Source organism: Streptomyces sp. NPDC107471 (assembly GCF_055582845.1).
In genome coordinates, this window is sequence record NZ_JBVJPC010000005.1 from 728,315 (window position 1) to 752,238 (window position 23,924).

General features: G+C 71.7%; 23 protein-coding genes. 12 read left to right on the top strand and 11 right to left on the bottom strand.

The window, feature by feature from the left end:
• Positions 1-57 precede the first annotated feature (57 nt).
• From ACZ66S_RS20780 to ACZ66S_RS20805, 6 genes are all read left to right on the top strand, one after another.
• A complete protein-coding gene (locus ACZ66S_RS20780; RefSeq protein WP_469902954.1) occupies positions 58-1,185 on the top strand; it encodes a zinc-dependent metalloprotease in 1,128 nt (375 codons plus the stop codon).
• Positions 1,186-1,379: 194 nt separating this feature from the next.
• A complete protein-coding gene (tilS, locus tag ACZ66S_RS20785; protein WP_469902955.1) occupies positions 1,380-2,405 on the top strand; it encodes a tRNA lysidine(34) synthetase TilS in 1,026 nt (341 codons plus the stop codon).
• Positions 2,406-2,458: 53 nt separating this feature from the next.
• Positions 2,459-3,019: a hypoxanthine phosphoribosyltransferase gene (gene hpt / locus ACZ66S_RS20790; protein WP_020122574.1), complete on the top strand. Its 561-nt coding sequence runs from the start codon at positions 2,459-2,461 to the stop codon at positions 3,017-3,019.
• Between the two features lie 205 nt (positions 3,020-3,224).
• On the top strand, positions 3,225-5,258 hold the full coding sequence (gene ftsH / locus ACZ66S_RS20795; RefSeq protein ID WP_469902956.1) for an ATP-dependent zinc metalloprotease FtsH: 2,034 nt from the start codon (positions 3,225-3,227) through the stop codon (positions 5,256-5,258).
• Positions 5,259-5,378: 120 nt separating this feature from the next.
• Positions 5,379-5,984 carry a GTP cyclohydrolase I FolE gene (folE, locus tag ACZ66S_RS20800; protein ID WP_037717573.1) on the top strand — a complete coding sequence of 202 codons (606 nt, stop codon included), beginning with the start codon at positions 5,379-5,381 and terminating at the stop codon, positions 5,982-5,984.
• A 65-nt stretch (positions 5,985-6,049) separates the two neighbouring features.
• A complete protein-coding gene (locus tag ACZ66S_RS20805) occupies positions 6,050-7,045 on the top strand; it encodes a hypothetical protein (RefSeq protein WP_469902957.1) in 996 nt (331 codons plus the stop codon).
• Positions 7,046-7,048: 3 nt separating this feature from the next.
• On the opposite strand, the gene ACZ66S_RS20810 is transcribed toward ACZ66S_RS20805, so the two are convergent.
• From ACZ66S_RS20810 to ACZ66S_RS20835, 6 genes are all read right to left on the bottom strand, one after another.
• Positions 7,049-7,534, bottom strand: coding sequence for a DUF3180 domain-containing protein (locus ACZ66S_RS20810; RefSeq protein ID WP_469902958.1), 486 nt, complete (start codon positions 7,532-7,534; stop codon positions 7,049-7,051).
• 68 nt (positions 7,535-7,602) lie between these two features.
• The gene (gene folK / locus ACZ66S_RS20815) at positions 7,603-8,214 is read right to left on the bottom strand and encodes a 2-amino-4-hydroxy-6-hydroxymethyldihydropteridine diphosphokinase (protein WP_469902959.1); all 612 of its coding nucleotides are present in this window, start codon (positions 8,212-8,214) and stop codon (positions 7,603-7,605) included.
• Positions 8,211-8,570, bottom strand: coding sequence for a dihydroneopterin aldolase (folB, locus tag ACZ66S_RS20820; protein WP_469902960.1), 360 nt, complete (start codon positions 8,568-8,570; stop codon positions 8,211-8,213). The genes folK and folB overlap by 4 nt, the downstream gene beginning before the upstream one ends.
• A 236-nt stretch (positions 8,571-8,806) precedes the next feature.
• Positions 8,807-9,310 (bottom strand): nuclear transport factor 2 family protein, encoded by a 504-nt coding sequence (locus tag ACZ66S_RS20825; protein WP_469902961.1) that lies wholly within the window; start codon positions 9,308-9,310, stop codon positions 8,807-8,809.
• Positions 9,307-10,257, bottom strand: a complete 951-nt coding sequence (gene folP, locus ACZ66S_RS20830) for a dihydropteroate synthase (RefSeq protein WP_469902962.1) — start codon at positions 10,255-10,257, stop codon at positions 9,307-9,309. Before folP ends, ACZ66S_RS20825 begins: the two co-directional genes overlap by 4 nt.
• 110 nt (positions 10,258-10,367) lie before the next feature.
• Positions 10,368-12,179 carry a phosphatidylglycerol lysyltransferase domain-containing protein gene (locus ACZ66S_RS20835; protein ID WP_469902963.1) on the bottom strand — a complete coding sequence of 604 codons (1,812 nt, stop codon included), beginning with the start codon at positions 12,177-12,179 and terminating at the stop codon, positions 10,368-10,370.
• A gap of 174 nt (positions 12,180-12,353) precedes the next feature.
• Here ACZ66S_RS20835 and ACZ66S_RS20840 point away from each other — a divergent pair, with 174 nt between their 5' ends.
• Together ACZ66S_RS20840 and ACZ66S_RS20845 are read left to right on the top strand one after the other, a co-directional pair.
• A complete protein-coding gene (locus ACZ66S_RS20840) occupies positions 12,354-13,502 on the top strand; it encodes an alpha/beta hydrolase (RefSeq protein WP_469902964.1) in 1,149 nt (382 codons plus the stop codon).
• Positions 13,503-13,624: 122 nt separating this feature from the next.
• A complete protein-coding gene (locus ACZ66S_RS20845) occupies positions 13,625-14,962 on the top strand; it encodes a prolipoprotein diacylglyceryl transferase (RefSeq protein ID WP_469902965.1) in 1,338 nt (445 codons plus the stop codon).
• Positions 14,963-14,992: 30 nt separating this feature from the next.
• Here the strand turns inward: ACZ66S_RS20845 and ACZ66S_RS20850 are convergent, their stop codons facing one another.
• Both ACZ66S_RS20850 and ACZ66S_RS20855 read right to left on the bottom strand, forming a co-directional pair.
• On the bottom strand, positions 14,993-16,336 hold the full coding sequence (locus ACZ66S_RS20850) for a PH domain-containing protein (protein ID WP_469902966.1): 1,344 nt from the start codon (positions 16,334-16,336) through the stop codon (positions 14,993-14,995).
• Positions 16,333-16,836, bottom strand: a complete 504-nt coding sequence (locus tag ACZ66S_RS20855; protein WP_469902967.1) for a PH domain-containing protein — start codon at positions 16,834-16,836, stop codon at positions 16,333-16,335. The genes ACZ66S_RS20850 and ACZ66S_RS20855 overlap by 4 nt, the downstream gene beginning before the upstream one ends.
• Positions 16,837-16,867: 31 nt before the next feature.
• Here ACZ66S_RS20855 and ACZ66S_RS20860 point away from each other — a divergent pair, with 31 nt between their 5' ends.
• Positions 16,868-18,019 carry an NADH-quinone oxidoreductase subunit D gene (locus tag ACZ66S_RS20860; protein WP_469902968.1) on the top strand — a complete coding sequence of 384 codons (1,152 nt, stop codon included), beginning with the start codon at positions 16,868-16,870 and terminating at the stop codon, positions 18,017-18,019.
• Here ACZ66S_RS20860 and ACZ66S_RS20865 read toward each other — a convergent pair.
• Complete coding sequence (locus tag ACZ66S_RS20865; protein ID WP_469902969.1) at positions 17,984-19,039, bottom strand: SAM-dependent methyltransferase; 1,056 nt, start codon at positions 19,037-19,039, stop codon at positions 17,984-17,986. The genes ACZ66S_RS20860 and ACZ66S_RS20865 overlap by 36 nt on opposite strands.
• A 118-nt stretch (positions 19,040-19,157) precedes the next feature.
• Here ACZ66S_RS20865 and ACZ66S_RS20870 point away from each other — a divergent pair, with 118 nt between their 5' ends.
• Both ACZ66S_RS20870 and ACZ66S_RS20875 read left to right on the top strand, forming a co-directional pair.
• Positions 19,158-20,360: a sensor histidine kinase gene (locus tag ACZ66S_RS20870; RefSeq protein ID WP_469902970.1), complete on the top strand. Its 1,203-nt coding sequence runs from the start codon at positions 19,158-19,160 to the stop codon at positions 20,358-20,360.
• A gap of 81 nt (positions 20,361-20,441) precedes the next feature.
• A complete protein-coding gene (locus ACZ66S_RS20875) occupies positions 20,442-21,113 on the top strand; it encodes a response regulator transcription factor (RefSeq protein WP_469902971.1) in 672 nt (223 codons plus the stop codon).
• A gap of 114 nt (positions 21,114-21,227) precedes the next feature.
• On the opposite strand, the gene ACZ66S_RS20880 is transcribed toward ACZ66S_RS20875, so the two are convergent.
• Positions 21,228-22,334 (bottom strand): DUF5937 family protein, encoded by a 1,107-nt coding sequence (locus tag ACZ66S_RS20880; RefSeq protein ID WP_469902972.1) that lies wholly within the window; start codon positions 22,332-22,334, stop codon positions 21,228-21,230.
• A gap of 99 nt (positions 22,335-22,433) precedes the next feature.
• Here ACZ66S_RS20880 and ACZ66S_RS20885 point away from each other — a divergent pair, with 99 nt between their 5' ends.
• The gene (locus ACZ66S_RS20885) at positions 22,434-22,670 is read left to right on the top strand and encodes a hypothetical protein (protein WP_469902973.1); all 237 of its coding nucleotides are present in this window, start codon (positions 22,434-22,436) and stop codon (positions 22,668-22,670) included.
• On the opposite strand, the gene ACZ66S_RS20890 is transcribed toward ACZ66S_RS20885, so the two are convergent.
• Positions 22,667-23,911, bottom strand: coding sequence for a threonine aldolase family protein (locus ACZ66S_RS20890; RefSeq protein WP_469902974.1), 1,245 nt, complete (start codon positions 23,909-23,911; stop codon positions 22,667-22,669). The two genes, ACZ66S_RS20885 and ACZ66S_RS20890, sit on opposite strands and share 4 nt — an antisense overlap.
• Positions 23,912-23,924 lie beyond the last annotated feature (13 nt).

Below are 23,924 nucleotides of genomic sequence, written 5' to 3' on the forward strand. Positions count from 1 at the left end.
CGCGTTGCCCGCCCGCGCGGCCTGCCCCAAGCGGGAGGGCTCACGTACGGTTGACGCATGACGAGCATCGGTGGTGCCGAGATGGTCGACTGGAATCTCGCGGTGGCGACCGCGACCCGGCTCGTACGGCCGGGCCCCGACGTGAGCCGCGACGAGGCCCGGGCCGTCGTCGCGGAACTGCGCCGGCACGCCAAGGCCTCGGAGGAACACGTCCGCGGCTTCACCCGATTGGGGACGGAAGGCGTCCACGACACTCCCGTGCTCGTCGTCGACCGCCCCGGCTGGGTCCGGGCGAACGTCGCCGGGTTCCGGGAGTTGCTCAAACCGCTCCTGGAGAAGATGCAGGAGCGGCGCGGCAACACCCCCGGCGGCGCGGTCCTCGGCGCCGTCGGCGGCAAGGTGACCGGCGTCGAACTCGGAATGCTGCTGTCGTTCCTGTCGTCCCGCGTCCTCGGCCAGTACGAGACCTTCGCCCCGGCCACCCGCGAACTCCCCGCCGGGGAGAACGGCGGCGGCCGACTCCTCCTCGTCGCCCCCAACATCGTGCACGTCGAACGCGAACTCGACGTCCAGCCCCACGACTTCCGCCTCTGGGTGTGTCTGCACGAGGAGACCCACCGCACCCAGTTCACGGCCGTGCCCTGGCTGCGCGACCACCTCGAGGGCGAAATCCAGTCGTTCCTCGGGGAGACCGAGGTCGACCCCATGACCGTCCTGGAGCGCATCCGCGAGGCCGCCCAGTCGCTGGCCGGCGGCCGGCCCGAGGGCGAGGAGGACGACGACGGCGGGCGCTCGCTCGTGGAGATCGTGCAGACGCCCGCCCAGCGGGAGATCCTCGGCCGCCTCACCGCCGTGATGTCCCTCTTGGAGGGCCACGCCGACTTCGTCATGGACGGAGTGGGCCCGGCCGTCGTGCCGAGCGTCGCCGAGATCCGCGAGAAGTTCCAGCAGCGGCGGGCCAAGGGCGCCTCCCGCCTGGACATGGCCCTGCGCAAGCTGCTCGGCCTGGACGCCAAGCTCCGCCAGTACCGCGACGGCGAACGCTTCGTACGGGCCGTCGTCGACGAGGTCGGCATGGACGGCTTCAACCGCGTGTGGACCTCCCCGAACACGCTTCCGACCAAGTCGGAGATCGCCAAACCGGCGGACTGGGTCGCGCGGGTGCACCGCAAGGCCGAGTCGTGAACCACGTGCGGACGTCGTGAGAGGAATCCGGCCGACGGCAGGCGAACGCCCCTTCAATCACCCGTCCGAGGGACCGTGAGCCATGGGTAGGCGTGCAATGCTCGGGGAACGCCCCGGTTCTGTCACCATCTACACACTCTGAGTGACCGAACCTCGGGGCTCACCCCCCGAAAACTTCATGAAGGGAACCGGACATGGGTCCCCATCCTGCGGTCGCGGCGATACGCCTGGCGGTCCGCCGCGTCCTCCACGACCTCCTCACCGACCACCACGCCTCCGCCGACCTGCCTCCGCACGAGCGACCCCCCTCACCGCTCGTCCTCGTGGCCTGCTCCGGCGGCGCCGACTCCATGGCCCTCGCCTCCGCCCTCGCCTTCGAGGCCCCCAAGCTCGGCCTCCGCGCCGGCGGCGTCACCGTCGACCACGGCCTCCAGCCCGGCTCCGACCTGCGCGCCGAGGAAGTCGTCCTCCGGCTCCGCGAACTCGGCCTGGACCCCGTCGAGTCCACCGCCGTGACCGTCGGCCGCGAAGGCGGACCCGAGGCCGCCGCGCGCGACGCCCGCTACGCCGCCCTCGACGCCGCCGCCGAACGCCACGGCGCGCTCGCCGTCCTGCTCGGCCACACCCGCGACGACCAGGCCGAAACCGTCCTGCTCGGCCTCGCCCGCGGCTCCGGCATCCGCTCCCTGTCCGGCATGGCCGCGGTCTCGGGGGCCGACGGCCGTTACCGGCGCCCCTTCCTCACCCTCGACCGGCAGACCGCCCGCAAGGCCTGCATGGTCCAGTCCCTGCCCGTCTGGGACGACCCGCACAACGCCGACCCCGCCTACACGCGCTCCCGGCTGCGCCACGAGGGCCTGCCCGCCCTGGAGAAGGCCCTCGGCAAAGGAGTCGTCGAGGCCCTCGCGCGCACGGCCCAGCTCTCCCGCGACGACGCCGACGCCCTCGACGCCTGGGCCCGCCAGGCCGAGGCCTCCGTACGCGACGCGGCCGGCCTCCTGGAGTGCGCCAAGCTCTACGCGCTGCCGCCCGCCGTCCGCCGCCGCGTCCTGCGCCAGGCCGCCATCGAGGCCGGCGCCCCGGCCGGCTCGCTGTTCGCCCGCCACATCGAGGAAGTCGACCGGCTGATCACCGGCTGGCGCGGCCAGGGAGCCATCAATCTCCCCGGCAAGGTCGTCGCCCAGCGGCAGGGTGGCAGACTGGTGATTCGGCAAGGCTGAATCCCCGCCCCCTTCCGGAGGGCGACGGACGGCTGGTGTGACGACCGAAAGTGATGCGGGTGGACGCGAAAGACATGGGTGCCGACCTCAAAGAGGTACTCATCACCAAGGAAGAGATCGACGCGAAGCTCGTGGAGCTCGCCGCGAAGATCGACGCGGAGTACGCGGGCAAGGACCTGCTGATCGTCGGCGTCCTCAAGGGCGCGGTGATGGTCATGGCCGACCTCGCCCGGGCGCTGTCCACCCCCGTCACGATGGACTGGATGGCCGTGTCGTCCTACGGCGCGGGCACCCAGTCCTCCGGCGTGGTGCGGATCCTCAAGGACCTCGACACCGACATCAAGGGCCGGCACGTCCTGATCGTCGAGGACATCATCGACTCCGGCCTGACCCTGTCCTGGCTGCTGTCCAACCTCGGCTCGCGCGAGCCGGAGTCGCTCAAGGTGTGCACCCTGCTGCGCAAGCCGGACGCCGCCAAGGTCGCCATCGACGTCGAGTGGGTCGGCTTCGACATCCCCAACGAGTTCGTCGTGGGCTACGGTCTCGACTACGCCGAGAAGTACCGAAACCTCCCGTTCGTCGGTACGCTCGCGCCCCACGTCTACGGCGGCTGAGCGTGGCTGCGGCGTCCGCTGAGCCAACAGAGCCGTCTTTGTAGGACGATCGGGAACCCTTGCGGGTTTCGCGCCGTTGGAGCATGCAGACGGGTCCGCCAGCCCTCCCGTGCGGCTTCGGGCGACGATGCTGGGGTACCGTCAGAAGAACTGTCTTATCAAACTCACTATGGCAGGAGGGACGGGGCGGCACCGCTCCGTATGGATGGACGTGAAGCGATACTTCCGTGGGCCGGTCATGTGGATCGTGCTGGCCGTCCTTGCCGTGGTCGTGTTGATGCAGGTCGTCGGCTCGTCCGGCGGCTACAAGACGGTGGACACCGGCCAGGTCGTCCAGGCGATCAATGACAACAAGGTCGAACAAGCCAAGCTGACCACCGGCGACGAGAACACCATCAAGGTGCAGCTCAAGGACGGCGAAAAGGTCGAGGGCAGCTCGAAGATCCAGGCGAGCTACATCGGCGACCAGGGCGTGACCATCGCCAACACGCTGCAGACCAAGTACCAGGACAAGCAGATCCCCGACGGGTACACCGTCTCTCCGACGAAGCAGAACGCCTTCGTCGGGATCCTGCTCTCCCTGCTCCCCTTCGTCCTCATCGTGGTCGTCTTCCTGTTCCTGATGAATCAGATGCAGGGCGGCGGCTCCCGGGTCATGAACTTCGGGAAGTCCAAGGCGAAGCTCATCACCAAGGACACCCCGAAGACGACGTTCTCGGACGTCGCAGGCTCGGACGAGGCCGTCGAGGAGCTCCACGAGATCAAGGAGTTCCTCCAGGAACCGGCGAAGTTCCAGGCGGTCGGGGCCAAGATCCCCAAGGGCGTACTGCTGTACGGCCCCCCCGGCACCGGCAAGACCCTGCTCGCGCGCGCCGTCGCGGGCGAGGCCGGCGTGCCGTTCTACTCGATCTCCGGTTCCGACTTCGTCGAGATGTTCGTCGGTGTCGGTGCCTCCCGAGTCCGTGACCTGTTCGAGCAGGCCAAGGCGAACGCCCCGGCGATCGTCTTCGTCGACGAGATCGACGCGGTCGGCCGCCACCGCGGCGCCGGCCTCGGCGGCGGTCACGACGAGCGCGAGCAGACGCTGAACCAGTTGCTCGTCGAGATGGACGGCTTCGACGTCAAGGGCGGCGTGATCCTCATCGCCGCGACGAACCGGCCCGACATCCTCGACCCGGCCCTCCTGCGCCCCGGCCGCTTCGACCGCCAGATCGCGGTCGACCGCCCGGACATGCAGGGCCGTCTGGAGATCCTCAAGGTCCACCAGAAGGGCAAGCCGGTCGCGCCCGATGTCGACCTGTCGGCCGTCGCGCGTCGCACGCCGGGCTTCACCGGCGCGGACCTGAGCAACGTCCTCAACGAGGCCGCCCTGCTCACCGCCCGCAGCGACAAGAAGCTGATCGACAACTCCATGCTGGACGAGGCGATCGACCGTGTGGTGGCGGGCCCGCAGAAGCGGACCCGGATCATGTCGGACAAGGAGAAGAAGATCACCGCGTACCACGAGGGCGGACACGCCCTGGTCGCGGCGGCCTCCCCGAACTCCGACCCGGTCCACAAGATCACGATCCTCTCCCGAGGCCGTGCCCTTGGCTACACCATGGTCCTGCCGGACGAGGACAAGTACTCGACCACCCGCAACGAGATGCTCGACCAGCTCGCCTACATGCTGGGCGGTCGCGCCGCCGAGGAACTGGTCTTCCACGACCCGACCACCGGCGCCGCGAACGACATCGAGAAGGCCACGGCGACGGCCCGCGCGATGGTCACGCAGTACGGCATGACCGAGCGTCTCGGCGCCATCAAGTTCGGTGGCGACAACACCGAGCCGTTCCTCGGACGTGAGATGGCTCACCAGCGCGACTACTCGGAAGAGGTCGCCGCGCTGGTCGACGAAGAGGTCAAGAAGCTCATCGAGAACGCGCACAACGAGGCCTGGGAGATCCTGGTCGAGAACCGCGACGTCCTCGACAACCTGGTGCTCCAGCTTCTGGAGAAGGAGACGCTGGGCAAGGAGCAGATCGCCGAGATCTTCGCCCCCATCGTCAAGCGTCCGCCGCGGCCGGCCTGGACCGGTTCCTCCCGGCGTACGCCCTCCACCCGGCCGCCGGTGCTCTCCCCCAAGGAGCTCGCACTGACGAACGGCGCCAACGGCGCGACCCCGGCGATCACCACCGCCAAGGCCACCGCGTCGGAGCAGGCCCCGGACGCGGTTCCCGAGGAGCGCCCCGAGAGCTGACGCTCACCGTCCCGCCCCGGTGACCTCACCGGGCCCGGAATGGATGCCGCGCCCCCCAGGTTTTAGCCTGGGGGGTCGCGGCGTTTTTCGGCCGCGAGGACTCTAGGAACGAGGCACCAGATGACCGACCCCGTGACGCTGGACGGCGAGGGCTCCATCGGCGAGTTCGACGAGAAGCGCGCCGAGAACGCCGTACGCGAACTCCTGATCGCGGTCGGCGAGGACCCGGACCGCGAGGGCCTCCGGGAGACGCCTGGGCGGGTGGCGCGGGCGTACCGCGAAATCCTGGCGGGGCTTTGGCAGGTGCCGGAGGACGTGCTGACGACCACGTTCGACCTGGGGCACGACGAGATGGTCCTGGTGAAGGACATCGAGATCGTGAGTCTCTGTGAGCATCATCTGCTGCCCTTCCACGGCGTTGCTCACATCGGGTACATCCCGGCGGAGACAGGCAAGATCACAGGCTTGTCGAAGCTCGCGCGTCTCGTCGAGGTGTTCGCCCGTCGCCCGCAGGTGCAGGAACGACTCACCACGCAGATCGCGGACTCCCTGATGCGGATCCTCGAGGCGCGTGGTGCGATCGTCGTCATCGAGGCGGAGCACATGTGCATGTCCGTGCGCGGGATTCGCAAGCCGGGCGCCAAGACCACGACATCGGCGGTGCGCGGCCAGCTTCGGGACGCTACGACCCGGGCTGAGGCGATGAGCCTGATATTGGCTCGCTGACCCGATTGTCAGTGGCGCCCGGTACGTTCCCCGATCAGAAGCGGTCGGTCTGATCAGGGGGAGTCATGGTGGGCTACGGGCTGCCGAGCAACCAGACGGTGAACGCCGTCGGCTGCCGTCTTCGGGCGCGGAGCGTGCAGGTGGGCTGCCGCCTGTGGACGCTGGACGGGGACCGCACGGTTCAGACGGCGGTGACGCGGGTGGTGACCACCAAGGTGCGCGAGGTCGTGGACGTCGTGACTGATCACCTGACGTTCACGGTCGCGCCGGACCAGATCCTCAGCACGCCGGACGGATGGATCCACGCGAGGGACGCAGAGGGAACGGTCCTCGCCTGGACGCCCGCGCGCAAGCTGTGCCGGCAGCGGTTGGCCGTCCATCCCGGTTACGAGCTGGGATACCTGATCGGGGCGAGTTGTGCCGACGGGACGGTCGGCCGGAACTATGTGTCCCTGGTCGTCAACGACGAGGCATTCGCCGCGCGCTTCGCAGCCTGTCTGTCAGCGGCGACTGGGCTGGCGGCCCGTGTGGAAGCCGTGACGCGCCCCTCTGGCTATCTGCAGCGTGCTGCGCCGGGGTTCCGCGTGCGCGTGGTCTCGTCGTATCTCGCTGATCTCATGAGGCAGTACACGGGCGGTGACGCTCACCATATGCGGCAGCGATTTCCGCGGGTGGTCCTGCGGGACCGCGAGACCTTCGAGGGGTTTCTGGACGGTTACACGGACGGCGACGGATACAGGTCCAAGACGTGGCGTGGCCGCTTGTTGGTCAGCGCCAATGTGCCGTTCCTCGCCGAGCTCGCACAGGTCATCGGGGCACGCTTCACCCCGCGCCGCGACGGGCGGGCGTCCCATCTCGTCGTGGCCGAGAGCTGGCCCTCACGCGGTACCTTCGAGCCCGAGAAGCACCCTCTGGAACTCCGAGAATCGGGGTGGACCGAGGTGCGTGCGGTGCGTCTGCGCCGAGCAGAGAGCCCGAAGCCGTTCACCCTCTACAGCTACCGACTGGACCCCTACCCGAGCTTCCTGATCAACGGTCATCTGGCCCGGGAACCGTGGTGACGGTCACGCGGTCGACGGTGCTCCCGTGTCGCGGTCGTCGTCCTCCGGGAGTTTGCAGACTCGTTCCAGGAACAGCGCCGCCGCTATGACCGCGATGCCCGCGAGGACCGAGAAGCCGGCGTAGATGGCCTGGTCGCGGCGGGCGGGGATGTCGAGGGACTCCAGGAGGAAGACGCCGGTGCCGCCGTACATGCCGGAGACGAGGGCGGCGACCAGGGCGCTGGCCTGGCCGAAGACGACCGCGCGGGCCGCCATCAGGGGGTCGACGCCCTTCGCCTCGGGGCGGCGCTCGCGCTGGGCCTTGAGGCGGGCGCGCAGGGAGAGCGCCGTGGCCACGAGGACCACGGCGATCAGGGCCAGGACGATGGGGGCGGCCAGCGGGACGCTGGGCAGGGTCCCGATCGAGTTCCACAGGCGGGCGCCCGCCCAGGACAGGATCCCGGCGACGGCGAACACGCCGGCCAGCAGCCTGATGCGCAGCTCTCTCACGGTGCCCCTTCAGCTCCCCCGAGGTCCTTGGGCGGTCCCACGGACAGTGGTCGTGTTGACCTTAACGGCTATTCGGGCAGCCGGAGTTCCAGGTCCCTGCGGGGTTCCACGCCGTTTCGCGCCACGGCGGCCAGGAGGGCGGCGACCGGGCCGCGGCCCGGGAGCTGGGCCTCGGGTTCCACGTCGTGCCAGGGGACGAGGACGAACGCGCGCTCGTGGGCGCGCGGGTGGGGCAGGGTGAGGACCGGGTCGTCGGAGACCACCTCGGCGTACGTGACGATGTCGACGTCGAGGGTCCGCGGGCCCCAGCGCTCGTCCCGCACCCGGTTGAAGGCCTCCTCGACCGCGTGGGCCCGCTCCAGCAGGGAGGACGGGGGGAGCGTGGTCTTCACCACGACGACCGCGTTGAAGTACGAGGGCTGGCTGTCGGCGGCCACTCCCCACGGCTCCGTCTCGTAGACCGGGGAGACGGCCTTGACGCGGACACCGGGCGTGTCCTCCAGGGCGTCGACGGCCCCCTGGAGGGTCTCCAGGCGGTTGCCGAGGTTGGAGCCGAGGGAGAGCACGGCGCGCTTGGGGTTGTGGAGGGTGGTGTCGGCGGCGTCCACCTGCTGCACGACGGAGGCGGGAACCGGCTGTACGGTCGGGTCGCTGTGACCCGCGGCGAAGGACGCGGTCATGCTCGGCTCCGGGTGATGGTGACGGTCACGTCGTCGAAGGGCACGGTGATCGGTGCTTCGGGTTTGTGGACCCTGACCTCGACCTCCTCTACCCGTTCGTGCTTCAGACAGGCCTGGGCGATGCGCTCGGCGAGGGTCTCGACGAGGTCGACGGGCTCGCCCTGGACGACGGCCACGACCTCCTCCGCCACGACGCCGTAGTGCACGGTCTTCGTCAGGTCGTCGTCGGCGGCGGCCGGCCGGGTGTCCAGGCCGAGGACGAGGTCCACGACGAAGGTCTGGCCCTCCCGCCGTTCCTCGGGGAACACACCGTGGTGCCCGCGGGCCTTCAGGCCGCGCAGCGCGACACGATCCACGCGAATCACTCCTGCAGTCGTCGGTGACGGCCGGTCCGTACCGTGTGCGGGCGGTACCCCGGCCTCGAACGAATCTACCTGCGAGCACTGACACGGCCGGGCCACGGGGGCGCGGGCCGGTGCCGGGTCCGGGAGGTTTCACCGGGTGTTTCCCCCGGGGAACCCGGCGGCTCACGGGTTGGTAGCCGCCCATACCCGGGGGTTCGTGATTCCAACCACTTCTTGGTCCCGTCGGGTCAGGACGGGGTCTCCTCGTCCTCGTCCTCGCCGTTCTCGGCCAGCACCGGGGAGGCGTGGTGGGACCACAGCTTCCAGCCCTCGGAGGTGCGGCGGAACACGTTCGTGGCGACCACGAGCTGGCCGACGAGCGGGCCGAGCTCCTCGTCGCCCTCGGGTGCCGGGCCGCCGCTGAGGATGTTCTCGGTGCAGGTGACCAGGGCGGTGTCACCGGTGACGGAGACATGCACGTCGGTGAGGAAGAACTGGATGTAGTCCGTGTTCGCCATGATCAGCGCGTACGACCGCAGGACCTCACCGCGGCCGGTCAGCACGGGCCAGCCGGGGTGCACGCAGGAGACCACGCCGACGTCCGCCGGGTCGTGGTAGCTCTCGTCGACGCCGAGGTCGGCGGGGGTGAGCCAGAGCGAGGAGAGCTCCTCGAAGGCGCCGCGCTCCAGTGCCTCGTAGAAGGCGGTGTTGGCGGCTTCCACCTGTTCCACGTCGGTGTGGGGGGCGCTCACCGGGCTCCTTCCGCGCTGTTGTCCGCGGTGCGCGCCTCGCCGGTTCGCGGCTCGCCGGTGTGTGCCCCGCCGGTGCGCGCCTCCGTGGTGCGCGCTCCTTCCACGGCGCGCGCGACCCGTACCGCGTCGGCGGTGGCGCGCACCTCGTGCACGCGCACGGCCCACGCGCCGGCGTGCGCGGCGAGGGCGGAGACGGCGGCCGTGGCGGCGTCGCGTTCGCGGGCGGGCGGCGGGGCGCCCTGCGGGCCGGCGAGGACCCGGCCGAGGAAGCGTTTGCGGGAGGCGGCGACGAGGAGGGGGTGGCCGAGGCCGAGGAGGCGGTCGAGGTGGGAGAGGAGGACCAGGTCGTGCTCGGCGTCCTTGGAGAAGCCGAGGCCAGGGTCGACGACCACGCGGTCGGGGGAGATGCCGCCGGCCAGGACGGCGTCCACGCGCGCGTGGAGTTCGTCGACGACCTCGGCGACGACGTCGGCGTAGACGCCCCTGACGTTGCCGCCCTCCAGGAAGCCCCGCCAGTGCATGACGACGAAGGGGGCGCCTGCGTCGGCGACGACCGGGATCATCGCGGGGTCGGCGAGGCCGCCGCTGACGTCGTTGACGAGGGCCGCGCCGGCGGCGAGGGCCTGTCCGGCGACGGAGGCGCGCATGGTGTCGACGGAGACGGTGACACCTTCGGCGGCGAGGCCGCGGACGACGGGGATGACACGGCGGAGTTCCTCGGCCTCGTCGACGCGGGTGGCGCCGGGGCGGGTGGACTCGCCGCCGACGTCGACGAGGTCGGCGCCCTCCTCGACGAGGGCGAGGCCGTGCTTGACGGCGGCCGTCGTGTCGAACCAGCGGCCGCCGTCGGAGAAGGAGTCGGGGGTGACGTTCACGACTCCCATGACCGCGCAGCGGTCCCATTCCGGAAGACCGGCGACGCGCCCGCGTCCGCTGTGCTTGCTCATGCGTTCAGCCTAGGCCCCGCGTGGCGACGGAGAAGCGTGTGGCCCGGACGGAAGCCCCCGGGCTGGAGGAGGGGAGGGGCTTCCGTCCGGGCCGGTCCCGGAGCGAGCGGTCAGGCGGCTCTCACGTCCCGCTCCCCGACCACGTGGGCACACGCGCGTGCGGTGTGCGAGCGGCGGCGCAGGAAGCGGGGCAGCGGCAGGGCGAGGTTGACGAAGCCCTCGGCCTGCATGGCGGCGAAGCCGATGCGCGGGAGGTCGCCGGAGGCCCGGTAGACGACGAAGCGGGGCTCCCAGCGGGGCTGGAACTTCGCGTTGAACTTGTACAGGGACTCGATCTGGAACCAGCGGGACAGGAAGACCAGCAGGCCCCGCCAGGCGCGCAGCACCGGTCCGGCGCCGATCTTCTCGCCGCGGGCGAGCGCGGAGCGGAACATCGCGAAGTTCAGCGACATGCGCGTGATGCCGAGCCTCGGGGCGGCCTGGAGGGCGGCGACGATCAGCAGTTCGTTCATGCCGGGGTCTGCGGAGCGGTCCCGGCGCATGAGGTCGAGGGAGGCGCCGTCGGTGCCCCAGGGCACGAAGTGCAGGATCGCCTTCAGATCGCCGTACGGGCCGGGCTGGTCGTCCGCCTTGTGGGCGGTGGCGATGAGGCAGTCGCCGTCGGCGAGGTCGCCGATGCGGCCCAGGGCCATCGAGAAGCCGCGCTCGGTGTCGGTGCCGCGCCAGTCGTCGGCGGCCTGCCGGATGCGCTCCAGCTCGGTCTCCCCGAGGTCACGGACGCGCCGTACCCGGGTCTCGTAACCGGCCCGCTCGATGCGCTTGACCATCTGGCGGACGTTGCGCATCGCGCGGCCGGCGAGCGAGAAATCCGCGACGTCCACCACCGCCTCGTCGCCCAGTTCGAGGGCGTCCAGGCCGGTCTCGCGGGTCCAGACCTCGCCGCCGGTCTCCGAGCAGCCCATGACGGCGGGCGTCCAGGAGTGCGCCTTGGCCTCGTCCATGAAGCGTTCGATGGCGCCGGGCCAGGCCTCCACGTCGCCGATCGGGTCGCCGCTGGCGAGCATCACGCCGGAGACGACGCGGTAGGTCACGGCGGCCTTGCCGCTGGGGGAGAAGACGACGGCCTTGTCGCGGCGCAGCGCGAAGTGGCCGAGGGAGTCGCGGCCGCCGTGCTTGGCCAGGAGCGCCCGGAGTCGCGACTCGTCCTCCTCGGTGAGGTGGGCGGCGGGGTGCTCGGGGCGGAAGGCGAGGTAGATCGTGGTGATCGCGGTGAGCAGGCCCAGGGCGCCCAGGGAGACGCCGACGGTCCACGAGGTGTCGCCCTGGTAGTCGACCGGGCCCTCGAAGCCGAAGAGGCCGTACAGGACGTGCGTGAGGCGATCGGCCAGGCTCGGGTCGCCGACCAAGCGGTGCGGGTGCACGCTGACGATGACCAGGCCGAGCACGAGGGAACCGGCGCCCATGAGGACGAAGTTGGCGAGCGCGCGCCAGCGGCTGCGCGGGTCGGGCAGTGCCCTGAACTGGTCGCGGTGGCGCAGCAGCGGTGCGAGCAGGGCGAGCGAGATGACCGCGCCGAGCAGGGAGTGGCGGTACGTGAACTGCGCCAGCGCGCCCGCGGGCAGCAGTGCCACGGCCGCCCGCCAGGCCCGGCGCTTGTGCCGCCTGAGGCCGTGCGCGAGCAGCAGCAGCAGCACTCCGGCGCTGAGCGAGAGCGCGGCCGCGAACGGGCCGAGCGCGCCGGGCAGCACCTCGGCCAGGGTGTGCATACGGCTGTGCCGGAAGCGCGGGAAGACGCCTGCGGCGATGTCCAGCAGGCCTACGAGCGCGCAGGCTCTGGCGACGAGGACGGGGACGGCCTCGGGGCGCGGTCCGTGCAGTGCACGCCGCAGCCGTGTTGATCGGATCGGAACCCCGCCCGACATTTCCTCATCTGTCCTGACAGACATCGCATCCCGTGGTTCTGCGAGTGACTTTGGATCCGGAGCCCCGATTCGGGCATCCGGCGACATTGCGCCCTCTAGGACGGTGTCTCGTGAGGAGAGGTTCACTCAGCTCCTCAAAGCCGTTTCAAAGGCCGAGGAAAGCGAAAGCAAGCAATGGGTCTCACGAGCAACAACACGCTGGTGCTGGCGGTCCTGGCCGCCGTGGCCGTGTTCGGCGCCACGGTGTGGCTCTGGCCACGGCTGGCGCGCCGGGGCTGGCGGTCCGTCAGCGGCCGTGTCGGGCTGTTGCTCTCGACCCAGCTCCTGATCTTCGTGTCGGTGGGGCTGGCCGCCAACCAGGCTTTCGGGTTCTACGCCTCCTGGGCCGATCTGTTCGGCCGGGAGACCGACATGGGCGTGGTGGTCGACCACACCCCGGGCCAGCGGTCGAGCGGGCCCCTGCGGGTGACCGAGGTCGGTGACGTGCCCGGAAGGGGCGGCTTTCGGCCGTCGTCGGTCGGACAGGTCCAGAAGGTCGAGATCGTCGGCCCCACGAGTCGCATCGCGAGTCCCGCGTACGTCTATCTGCCTCCGGAGTATTTCCAGGCCCGCTATCAGGCGCGCACCTTCCCGGCCGCCGTCGTGCTCACCGGTTATCCGGGCACCGCGAGAGCGCTGGTGGACAAACTCCACTATCCGCGCACGGCTCTGGAACTCACCAAGGACGGCCGTATGCAGCCGATGATCCTGGTGATGCTGCGGCCGACGGTGGCGCCGCCGCGCGACACCGAGTGCGCGGACGTTCCGGACGGCCCGCAGACCGAGTCGTTCTTCGCGAAGGATCTTCCGGAAGCGGTGGCCGAGCACTACCGGGTGGGCAGGAAACCGGGGAGCTGGGGGATCATCGGGGACTCCACGGGTGGCTACTGCGCGCTGAAACTCGCCATGCACCACCCCGCGGTGTACGCCGCGGGGGCGGGCCTGTCGCCGTACTACAACGCGCCCGTGGACGCGACCACGGGCGATCTCTTCCAGGGCGACAAGGCGTTGCGCAACCGCGCCGACCTGTGGTGGTGCCTCAAGCACCGGCCCGCGCCCGACACCTCACTGCTCGTCAGCAGCAGCAGGGCGGGCGAAGCGAACTACAAGGACACGTTGAAGTTCATAGAGCGGGTGAAGGCGACGGAAACGACACGGATCTCGTCGATCATCCTCGAAAGCGGCGGCCACAACTTCAACACCTGGCGGCGGGAGATCCCGGCGACCCTGGAGTGGGTGAGCGGGCGGCTCGGCGGCGACGAGCGGGCGCCGAGCGACCGTTGAGTGATCAATACGGCGAATTCGGCGGGTGTTCCGATTCCTGATGTCGTGTGAACAGTGCGGGGTGGCTGTGTTTTTACGGGGCGGGGCACCATGGTTCGCCTACGCGCGGTAAGTTTCTGGCCATGCCACGTGGACGTCACCGCCATTCCCCGCCTTTGCACAGGCTGCTTCCTCCGTCGGCGATCGCAGGCGTCTCCCTCGTCTGCGCCTTCGGTCCCTGGGTGTTCTCGCAGCAGGCCGTGCTGCGCGTGATAGCCGCGGTCGCCGCGGCGGTCGCGGTGGTCGGGGCGGCCGTCATGCGCCGTTGGGACGCGCAGGCGGGCAAACAGGTCGCCGACCTCACGCGTGCGCGTGCGAGCGACGAGTGGCGGCACGAGGAGCGGGTCGCCGAACTCGAGACCGACCTCGAGGAGTCGCGGGAGCTGCGCGTCAAGCTGGAGCAGCGGCTGCGGGCGAAGCGCGCGGAGCTGGCGGGCCTGCGCAACGAACACGCGGCGCTGCTGCGGCGGTACGCCACGGCGGAGACCGAGCGGGCGAGCGCCCTGGAGGGCCGCCGGCTGCTGGAGATAGAGGCCGCCCCCGCGCGTGCGCTGCCGCCGGGGGAGTCGGTCGACGCGCAGGCCGAGGCGGTGGCTGCCGAGGACGGGCCCGCGAGCGGGACCGGGACCGCGGTGGGGGCCGAGGACCTGGAGACCGCGAAGGTCGGGGAGGCCGCGAAGGCCGAGGAGTCCGCGGAGAGTTCGGACACCTCGTCGGACGCCTCCTCGGATGCCTCCGAGGAGGACCCGGAGCGGCCCGCGATCTTCTCCCCGGAAGGTTCCCGGCTGTTCCTGCGGGCGAGCGCGGCACTGAAGCGGCTCGACGAGGGCGGCGACGGAGCCGTCAGGACGAAGCCCGAGACGAAGACCGAGGCGAAGCCCGAGAAGAAGGCCGAGGCCGACCTCGGGCCGGAGACGGGCGGCAAGGACCAGGCCGACTCCACGGAGCAGCCGGCGAAGGCCGGTTCCGCCGCGGCGAAGACGGCCGGTACCCGGGCGGAGGCCGCGCAGGAGGACGAGGCGCGGGGGAAGCCCGAGGCGGTCGACGGGCATGAGCACGCGGCCGCCTCCACCACGGCGAGAGCCACCTCCCCGCGGCAGCAGCCCGCCGGGCACTTCATCGCTCCGACCGCGGTGGCGGTCGTGCCCTCGGCGCCCGTGCGGCGCCCGCGGGTCGAGGGCGGGTTCGACTTCTTCGGCACGAAGCCGGGGGCCTCGCGCGACGCGCTGGAGGCCGTGCAGAACGAGGACCTCGCCGACGTCGTCGGCCAGGAGGCCCTCGCCCTGCACAAGGCCGAGTCGGAGGCGGAGTTCAAGCCGGCCGACGAGGAGTCGCGGGGCATCGGCCAGGTCATCGACCTGACGGCGCACGACGAGACGGAGCAGATCGACCTGCAGGGGCTGCGCAGCGCGGTCTCCTGACGGACGTACGGCTGCTCGCGAGGGGCACGGTCAGACCATCCAGCGGTCGGGCCGTGCCCCTTTCCGTCCCGTCCGCGACCTCTCCGCCTGCGCCCCGAGCAGTTCCGCGGCCTCCTGGGCGTCCCTGAGGCGGGCCGTGACGGTCTTGTTCGCCCCCGTGTCCACCTGCACGTCCGCGACCCGCCACAGCCGCTCCCAGGGCCCCTGGGTGAGCCGTACGCTCTGGACCTTCGCGTGCGGGACGAGCGCCAGGCTCCGGCGCAGCAGCCCCTGCCGCGAGGCGAACACCGCGTCGGTGACGGCGAGTCCGTGGCCGCGCCACCACACGGGCACGCACCGTCCGGCCCGCCGCGGGGGCCGTGACAGGGCCGACGCGGGCGGTACGACGACTCCGGGCAGCACGCGCGCGACGACCGCCTCGGCGACCTCGCGCGGGGCGACGGGCACCAGCACGGAGTTGGACGAGCCGGCGACGTCCAGCTCGACCCGCACCCAGTTGCGCCGCCGCCACAGCAGGGGCTCCACGATCCGTACGGTCTGCACGCGTCCCGGCGGCACCGTCTCGTGGGTGCGGTCCAGGAGCCCGTGGTCGATGCGCAGCCCGTCCGGGGACTCGCCCACGGTCCAGTCGTACTCGGTGACGAACCGCCCCACGCTGCTCGCGCCCGCCGCGCCGAGCAGCGGTACGGCGGTCGCGAGGACCGTCCACAGGCTGTGGGTGGCCCACCACAGCAGCGACGGCACGACGAGGGCGGCGACCAGGCTGAGCCAGGTGGCGCCCGTCAGCACGAGGGAGAGCGCGAGATCGCGCGGAGGCGTGCGCAGCAGCTCGCGCGCCGGTGCCTCACCGACCTCGTGCGCGGTCTCGGGGGCGAACCCCGCGGCGCGGGCGAGGAGTTCCGCGCGCAGCGCCCGCGCCTCGCGCTCCCCGAGGAAGGCCAGTTCGTCCTTCTTGTCGGTGCCGACGACGTCCAGGCGGAGCTTGGCGACGCCCGCCACGCGCGCGAGGAGCGGCTGGGTGACGTCGATCGCCTGGATCCGCTCCAGCCGGATGTGCGCGGTGCGCCGGAACAACAGGCCGGTCCGGATGCGCAGTTCGGTGTCGGTGACCGCGAAGTGGGTGAACCACCAGGTGAGGAAGCCGTACAGAGCGGCGGCCGGGACGATGACGGCGAGGGCGAGCAGCAGCGTGGTGGTCGTCAGCCGGGTCAACTGGCGCTGTGCCTGGTCGGGGTCGTGCACCGCCCACCCGATGACGACGGCGACCGGCGCCCACGCCCGCCTGAGCGGCGTTATGGGATGCAGCCGCCGCTCGGCAAGACGTGCCTCGTCCGGCTTCTCCTGTACGGCGTCGTCGACGCCCGGCGCCGTCACAGGCCCGCCGATCGGGCCTCGCCGAGTTCGGTGAGCCGGTCGCGCAGCCGCTCGGCCTCGGCCGGGTCGAGGCCCGGGATGGTCGCGTCGGTCGCCGCGGCGGCGGTGTGGAGCTGGACGCTGGCCAGCCCGAAGTGCCGCTCCACCGGCCCGGAGGTGACCTCCACGAGCTGCATCCGGCCGTACGGCACGACGGTCTCCTCGCGCCACAGCACGCCCCGGCTGATCAGCAGGTCGTCGGCGCGCTCGGCGTAGCGCCAGGACCGCCAGTTGCGGCCGAGCAGCACCCAGCCCCAGCCGGCCAGGGCGAGCGGCAGCAGCGCGAACGCCGCCCAGGGCGCCCCGCACAGCAGGCCGAGCAGCACCCCCAGGCCCACCGCGAGCAGTCCCAGCCACACCACCAGCAACAGCCGCCGCATCCGCAGCAGCCCCCGCGGCAGCCCGGTCCACACCGGTTCGGCCCCGGCGACTTCCGTGTCCTGCCCGCTCCCCGTCTCCATAAGGCCAGCGTACGTAGGTCAGACTGTGTCCATGACTCCTACGACGGAGACCACGGTCGGCATCGGCGGCGCCGCGGAGAGCACCGACATGGTGCTCAATATCGGACCGCAGCACCCGTCCACGCACGGCGTGCTGCGTCTGCGGCTGGTCCTGGACGGCGAGCGCATCATGAGCGCCGAGCCGGTGATCGGCTACATGCACCGGGGCGCCGAGAAGCTCTTCGAGGCGCGCGACTACCGGCAGATCATCATGCTCGCCAACCGCCACGACTGGCTGTCGGCCTTCTCCAACGAGCTGGGCGTGGTCCTCGCCGTGGAGCGCATGCTCGGCATGGAGGTCCCGCAGCGGGCCGTGTGGACGCGCACGCTGCTCGCCGAGCTCAACCGGGTGCTGAACCACCTGATGTTCCTCGGCTCGTACCCCCTGGAGCTGGGCGGCATCACCCCGGTCTTCTACGCGTTCCGGGAGCGGGAGGTCCTCCAGAACGTCATGGAGGAGGTCTCCGGCGGCCGGATGCACTACATGTTCAACCGCGTCGGCGGCCTCAAGGAGGACCTGCCGGCCGGCTGGGCCACGCGTGCGCGTGCCGCCGTCTCCGCGGTGCGCTCGCGCATGGACCGCTTCGACGACCTGGTCCTCGGCAACGAGATCTTCCGCGGGCGCACCCGGGACGTGGGCGTCCTCGCCCCGGGGACCGTCCACGCGTACGGCGTCAGCGGGCCCGTCGCGCGCGCCTCGGGCGTCGACTTCGACCTGCGCCGCGACGAGCCGTACCTCGCCTACGGGGAGCTCCAGGACACCCTGAAGGTGGTGACCCGCGAGGAGGGCGACTGCCTGGCCCGCTTCGAGGTCCTCCTTGAGCAGACCCACAACGCCCTCGACCTCGCCGACGCCTGCCTGGACCGGCTCGCCGAGCTGCCGCCCGGGCCGATCAACCAGCGCCTGCCCAAGGTCCTCAAGGCGCCCGAGGGGCACACGTACGCGTGGACCGAGAACCCGCTCGGCATCAACGGCTACTACCTCGTCAGCAAGGGCGAGAAGACCCCGTACCGGCTGAAGCTGCGCTCGGCCTCGTACAACAACATCCAGGCGCTCGTCGAGCTGCTGCCCGGCACGCTGGTCGCCGACATGGTGGCGATCCTGGGGTCACTGTTCTTCGTGGTCGGGGACATCGACAAGTAGGGCGTCGACCAGGGAGCCGACCAGGGAGCCGTCCCCCAGCGGGCCGTCGACGCCGACCGGCTGGAGCAGCCAGCCGAAGTCGCCGAGTCCGCCCGCCGCGGTGAGCTCGGCGGCCTCCCCGGCGCGCGCGAGGGCGCGTACGTACTCCGCCGGATGCGTGGAGGCCAGTGCGAGCGGGGGGCGTGCGCCCGTGATGCCCAGAGCGCGCAGAACCTCGCGCTGGGTCAGCACCCGCCCTCCGGGGAGCGCGCACGCGTCCAGCGCCACATGGGCCGTGAGGTCGCACGTCCCGTCCGGTACGGGGGCGCACTCGCGGCCCGCACGGAAGCCGGTGAGCGTCCCGAAGAGGGGGCGCGTGGAGGCCGTGTGGGCGTAGTCGACGGCCACCGCGAGGCCCCGCCCGACCGACGCGAGCGCCGCCGCCCACGCCTCGTCGCGGGGCAGGCCGATCTCGGCGCGCAGCCCTTGCTCGGCCGACAGCGGCCACCATCGCTCCAGCCACCCGGCCTCCGCCCCGGCGACCGGCTCCCCAAGACGTTCGCGGCCGTCACGGCGTACGAGAACCCGCCGCGGCACACCCGAGGAGTCCGTCTCGGCGATCTCCACGGGTACGTTGTCCAGCCATTCGTTGGCGAACAGCAGGCCGGTGACGTCCTCCGGCGGCGCGGCCCGCCACTCGATCCGCTGATCGAGCCCGGCGGGGCGGTCGGCGACCTCGACGGCGTGCACGCGCGTGCGGGCGTTCACCTCCGCCGGCAGGGCGGCGAGGACGCCGGTGGCCAGCTCGCCGCGTCCCGCGGCCATGTCGACGAAGTCGAGCCGGGCCGGCCGGCCCAGCGCCTCGTCGAGGCGGCACAGCAGCCGGGCCACGGCCACCGCGAACAAGGGGGAGGCGTGCACGGACGTACGGAAGTGCCCGGCGGGCCCCTCCGGCCTGCGGTAGAAGCCCTCCGGGCCGTAGAGGGCGGCCTCGGTGGCGGCCCGCCAGCCGGTCCAGCCGTCCGTCGTGTCATTGGTCACGCGGTCAGGCTAGGCGCACCGGTGAACAGGGCCTCCACCTTGGGGAGTACGCGCGGGCGGTACGGATCGGTCCTCCGGTTGACCCCTGCACACATCACGCTTCCCTACGCTGGGTTACGTGCAGCGCCTCTATGACTTCCTCCGCAGGCACCCGACCGGGGTCGACGTCTTCTGGGCCGTCTTCCTGCTCGGGATCTCGCTCGTGAGCGAAACCGCCCGCGGGGAGGCCCGGGGGACCGAGTCCCCGCTGGCGATCGTCCCGGTCGTCGTGCTGCTGTGCGTGGTGATCGCACTGCGCCGGCGCATGCCGGAGCGCATGCTGCTGCTGGCCATCGCGCTCGGCGTGGCGCAGGTCGCGCTGGACGTGGAGACCACGACCGCCGACTTCGCCTTCCTGGTGATCGTCTACACCGTGGCCGCCACGGGCACCCGCTGGGCGTCCCGGCTGGCGCTGACGGTCGGCCTGTGCGCCGCCCCCGTCGCGCAGTTGCGCTGGCCGAACGAGAACTCCGGCGTGCTCGGCAGCGTCGCGATCATGGTCTTCCAGACCGTGCCGTTCGCCCTGGCCTGGGTGCTCGGCGACTCCATCCGCACCCGCCGCGCCTACTTCGCGCAGTTGGAGGAGCGCAACGCCCGCCTGGAGAAGGAGCGCGAGGCGCAGGCCAAGGTCGCCGTCGCCGCCGAGCGCGCCCGGATCGCCCGCGAACTGCACGACGTGGTCGCGCACAACGTCTCCGTCATGGTCGTCCAGGCCGACGGTGCCGCCTACGTCCTGGACGCCGCGCCCGACCAGGCCAAGAAGGCCCTGGAGACCATCTCCTCCACCGGCCGTCAGGCCCTCGCCGAGATGCGCCGCCTGCTGGGCGTGCTGCGCACCGGCGAGCACCAGGAGGGCGGCGAGTACGTCCCGCAGCCCGACGTCGAGCAGATCGAGGACCTCGTCGAGCAGTGCCGGGGCTCCGGGCTCCCCGTCGACTTCAAGATCGAGGGCACCCCGCGCCCGCTGCCCAGCGGCGTCGAGCTCACCGCGTACCGCATCGTGCAGGAGGCGCTCACCAACACGCGCAAGCACGGCGGGCCGAACGCGGGTGCGAGCGTGCGCCTGGTCTACTTCGACGACGGCCTCGGCCTGCTCGTCGAGGACGACGGCAAGGGCGCCCCGCACGAGCTGTACGAGGAGGGCGGTGCCGACGGAGCGGGCCACGGCCTGATCGGCATGCGCGAGCGGGTCGGCATGGTCGGCGGCACCCTGGACGCGGGCCCCCGTCCCGGCGGAGGATTCCGCATCAGCGCGCTGCTCCCGCTCAAACCAGCGCATTGACGCCGACACGCGCCCCCTGTTGACACCTGTCACGCCCCCTGGTGAGACCCCGTACGAACCCTAGGAAACGGAAGAGGCCCCATGACGATCCGCGTGATGCTCGTCGACGACCAGGTGCTGCTGCGCACCGGGTTCCGGATGGTGCTCGCAGCCCAGCCGGACATGGAGGTCGTCGCGGAGGCGGGGGACGGTGTGGAGGCCCTCCAGGTGCTGCGCGCGACCGCCGTGGACGTGGTCCTGATGGACGTGCGCATGCCGAAGCTCGACGGCGTGGAGACCACCCGACGCATCTGCTCGGAGCCCGACCCGCCGAAGGTGCTGATCCTGACCACCTTCGACCTCGACGAGTACGCCTTCTCCGGGCTGAAGGCGGGCGCCTCCGGGTTCATGCTCAAGGACGTGCCCCCCGGCGAACTGCTCACCGCGATCCGCTCGGTGCACAGCGGTGACGCCGTGGTCGCCCCCTCGACGACCCGGCGCCTGCTCGACCGGTTCGCCCCCATGCTGCCCACCACCGGCAAGGAGCCCCAGCACGCGGAGCTGGAGCGCCTCACCGGCCGTGAGCGCGAGGTCATGGTGCTGGTCGCGCAGGGGCTGTCCAACGGCGAGATCGCGGCCCGGCTGGTGCTGTCCGAGGCGACCGTGAAGACCCACGTCGGCCGCATTCTGACCAAGCTGGGTCTCAGGGACCGGGTGCAGGTGGTGGTCCTCGCCTATGAGACGGGGCTGGTGCGGGCGGGCGGCCAGGGCTGAGACACGGCCCGGACCGGGCGGCTCGGGGCGACCGTGAAGACCCGCGTCGGCGGGCGTCCTGACCAGGCTGGGTCTCAGGGACCGGGTGCGCACGACCCGGCCGGGCGGCCCGGGCTACCGCAGGATCCCTTCCAGGAAGTCGCTGCCCAGCCGCGCCACCACCGTGACGTCGAGCTGGTGCAGGACGTACCGGCCGCGGCGGCGGGTGGTGAGCAGGCCCGCCTTCTTGAGGACGCTCAGGTGGCGGGATATCTCCGGGGCGGTCATGCCGTGCACCTGGGCGAGCTCGCTGGTGGTGTAGGCGCTTCGGGCCAGATGACGGCACAGGCGCATCCGCACCGGATGGGAGAGCGCGCCCAGCCGCAGCGCCAACTGCTCGACCGAGGGCGGGGAGGCGAGCTCGGGGGAGCCGACCGGGTAGTGCAGGGCGGGCTGCCAGCCGTACCGGTGCAGGACGCTCAGGTGCGGCCAGCCCAGGCTCGTCGGGACCAGCAGCAGACCGCCCTCGGCGGTGGCGCTGTGACCGGTGCCGAGCTTGTCGACCGTGATGCGGCCGGCCGCCTCGTCGAGCGTGACCGCCGGTGACACCGCGGTCAGCGCCTCCGCGAGGCCCTTGCGGCGCAGCAGCTCCGTCTTGTGGCGGGCGTCCGCCGCGAGCTGGTGGCGCAGCCGCGACCAGGTGTCCGCGAAGAACGCCTCGTCGCAGTCCTCCACGAACTGCCGGAACCAGGCCCGGATCCGCGGCGGGTCGGCCAGCAGCCGCTCGGCGAACCGCACCTGCCGCGGCCCGCGCGAGGCGGCCAGCTCCAGGGCACGCCGGTGCAACGCGCTGTCGGAGAGCACGCTCGGGCCGTGCGAGCAGTACGGCAGCGCGCAGGTGAACTCCAGGGCCGCGTCCACGAACTGTTCGTCCGTCAGCTTGTCGAGCAGGTCCAGGTCCTCGGCGATGCAGGACCCGGGGAGCGTGCTCCGGCCCGCCACGCCGGCGAACGGCATGAACAGGTCCGAGAACGTCGTCCGCCACAGGAAGTCCGCCTCGCACATCCGGTCGGCGAGGTGCGGGTCGAGTCGCGCGGTCACGCCCGTCACCCAGGCCTGGAGTCCCGGATGGTGCCCCGGCTCGGCCAGCGCGTGCAGCGCCATGCCGAGCTCGGCCAGGGGCGAGGGCACGACGGCGACCCTCTCCGGCCGCAGCCCCGCGATGTCGATGCGCACGCTCATGACCTCATGGTGCACCCCGCCACTGACAACGCCGTCGCCGATTGACGGGGGGCGTCAATCGACGCGACGCGGCCGCCGCGGCGGCGCAGCCTGGGAGCCATGAGCATCACCCAGCAGCACCTCCTCGACACCTACCGCGCCCGGCACCTCGGCGACCCCGTCCCGCCCGCTCCCGGCACCCACGACGTGCGGACCGTGCGCGAACTGCGTGCGTACCGGCGGTTCCGGGCGGTCCTGGCGGGACGGCCCGCCCGGGGCCGGGTACGGCACGCGCTGCGCCGGTGGCTGCAACGGCGGACCGGCCCCGGTTGCCGACCCACCGGCGACGTCCTTTAGCTGCCGGAGCTGCCGGTCTCCCGCAGCCTGGCGGCGAAGTCGGCGGCCGCCGCCCGCACGTCGGCCGCCGTCCACTCCAGGGCGGCGGCACGGACGTAGACCTCGGTCATGGACAGGCCCGGGCCCTTCTCGTCCCAGGCGTTCACGAACAGGGCCGTGCCCGTCTCCTCCGACTGCCGGATCGCCGCCTCGGAGCACTCGTCGACGCCGTACGGCAGCCAGACCTGGAAGTCGCAGGTGTGCGGCACCTCGGGACGGACCCGCGCCCACCCGATCCCGGCCTCGTCGAAGCCCTCGCTCAGCGCGGCCGCCACCACGCGCGCGTGGGTCACGTACTCGGGCAGCCTGGGCAGCTCCTGCTCCAGACCGGCGAGGGCCGACAGGACGGTCGGGAACTGCTGGAAGACCGCGCCGCCGTACCGGTGCCGCCAGGTCCTCGCCTCCTCGACCAGGCTCCTCGGACCGGCGAGCGCGGCCCCGCCGAAGCCCTGGAGGGACTTGTAGAACGACACGTAGACGCTGTCCGCGAGGTCCGCGATCTCGGCCAGCGGGCGACCGAAGTGGACGGTGGTCTCCCACAGGCGTGCCCCGTCGAAGTGCACCACCGCGTCCCGCTCGCGCGCCGCCTCCACGAGCTCGGTGAGCTCCTCCCAGGTGGGCAGCAGGTAACCGGCGTCCCGCAGGGGCAGTTCCAGCATCAGCGCCCCGAAGGGCTCCTCGAAGCCCCGTATCTCGTCGGCCGTGGGCTGCCGCGGTTCGCTCGTCACATGCACCGGGCGCAGGCCGGACACCTCCCGGAACGCGTCGCGTTCGTGCACCTCGGGGTGGGCCAGCGCGTGCAGGGCGACCGTGGGGTTGCCGGTGCGGCCGGCCCAGCAGCGCAGCGCCACCTGCTGGGCCATCGTGCCGGTCGGGAAGAAGGCGGCGGCCTCCTTGCCGAGCAGTCCCGCGACCTTCTCCTCCAGGGCCGCGACGATGCCGTTGCCGTAGATGTCGGACGGCTCGTCCAGGTCGTGGAGGGCGTCCGCCCCGTCGAGCAGCGCGAGCCGCTCGCGCAGGGGTGCGAGCAGTCCGAGGCGGGCCAGCGTGCGGTCCGCGCTCCGGTAGGCGCTGATGCGCCGTACGCGGCGGCGCCGGAGCCGTTCCTCCTCCGTGACCTGCTCCGGCTCCTCGGGCGTGACCTGCTCCGGTCGTCCCCCGTCGGCCGTCTGTCCGGCCCCTTGCTCGTCTTTGTCACTCATGCGCGGATCATCT

Excerpts from the sequence above, each read along its gene's own strand:
- ACZ66S_RS20780 (WP_469902954.1), top strand. The coding sequence starts at position 58 with ATGACGAGCATCGGTGGTGCCGAGATGGTCGACTGGAATCTCGCGGTG.
- tilS (WP_469902955.1), top strand. The coding sequence starts at position 1,380 with ATGGGTCCCCATCCTGCGGTCGCGGCGATACGCCTGGCGGTCCGCCGC.
- hpt (WP_020122574.1), top strand. The coding sequence starts at position 2,459 with ATGCGGGTGGACGCGAAAGACATGGGTGCCGACCTCAAAGAGGTACTC.
- ftsH (WP_469902956.1), top strand. The coding sequence starts at position 3,225 with ATGGACGTGAAGCGATACTTCCGTGGGCCGGTCATGTGGATCGTGCTG.
- folE (WP_037717573.1), top strand. The coding sequence starts at position 5,379 with ATGACCGACCCCGTGACGCTGGACGGCGAGGGCTCCATCGGCGAGTTC.
- ACZ66S_RS20805 (WP_469902957.1), top strand. The coding sequence starts at position 6,050 with ATGGTGGGCTACGGGCTGCCGAGCAACCAGACGGTGAACGCCGTCGGC.
- folK (WP_469902959.1), bottom strand. The coding sequence starts at position 8,214 with ATGACCGCGTCCTTCGCCGCGGGTCACAGCGACCCGACCGTACAGCCG.
- folP (WP_469902962.1), bottom strand. The coding sequence starts at position 10,257 with ATGAGCAAGCACAGCGGACGCGGGCGCGTCGCCGGTCTTCCGGAATGG.
- ACZ66S_RS20835 (WP_469902963.1), bottom strand. The coding sequence starts at position 12,179 with ATGTCGGGCGGGGTTCCGATCCGATCAACACGGCTGCGGCGTGCACTG.
- ACZ66S_RS20840 (WP_469902964.1), top strand. The coding sequence starts at position 12,354 with ATGGGTCTCACGAGCAACAACACGCTGGTGCTGGCGGTCCTGGCCGCC.
- ACZ66S_RS20845 (WP_469902965.1), top strand. The coding sequence starts at position 13,625 with ATGCCACGTGGACGTCACCGCCATTCCCCGCCTTTGCACAGGCTGCTT.
- ACZ66S_RS20855 (WP_469902967.1), bottom strand. The coding sequence starts at position 16,836 with ATGGAGACGGGGAGCGGGCAGGACACGGAAGTCGCCGGGGCCGAACCG.
- ACZ66S_RS20860 (WP_469902968.1), top strand. The coding sequence starts at position 16,868 with ATGACTCCTACGACGGAGACCACGGTCGGCATCGGCGGCGCCGCGGAG.
- ACZ66S_RS20875 (WP_469902971.1), top strand. The coding sequence starts at position 20,442 with ATGACGATCCGCGTGATGCTCGTCGACGACCAGGTGCTGCTGCGCACC.
- ACZ66S_RS20880 (WP_469902972.1), bottom strand. The coding sequence starts at position 22,334 with ATGAGCGTGCGCATCGACATCGCGGGGCTGCGGCCGGAGAGGGTCGCC.
- ACZ66S_RS20885 (WP_469902973.1), top strand. The coding sequence starts at position 22,434 with ATGAGCATCACCCAGCAGCACCTCCTCGACACCTACCGCGCCCGGCAC.
- ACZ66S_RS20890 (WP_469902974.1), bottom strand. The coding sequence starts at position 23,911 with ATGAGTGACAAAGACGAGCAAGGGGCCGGACAGACGGCCGACGGGGGA.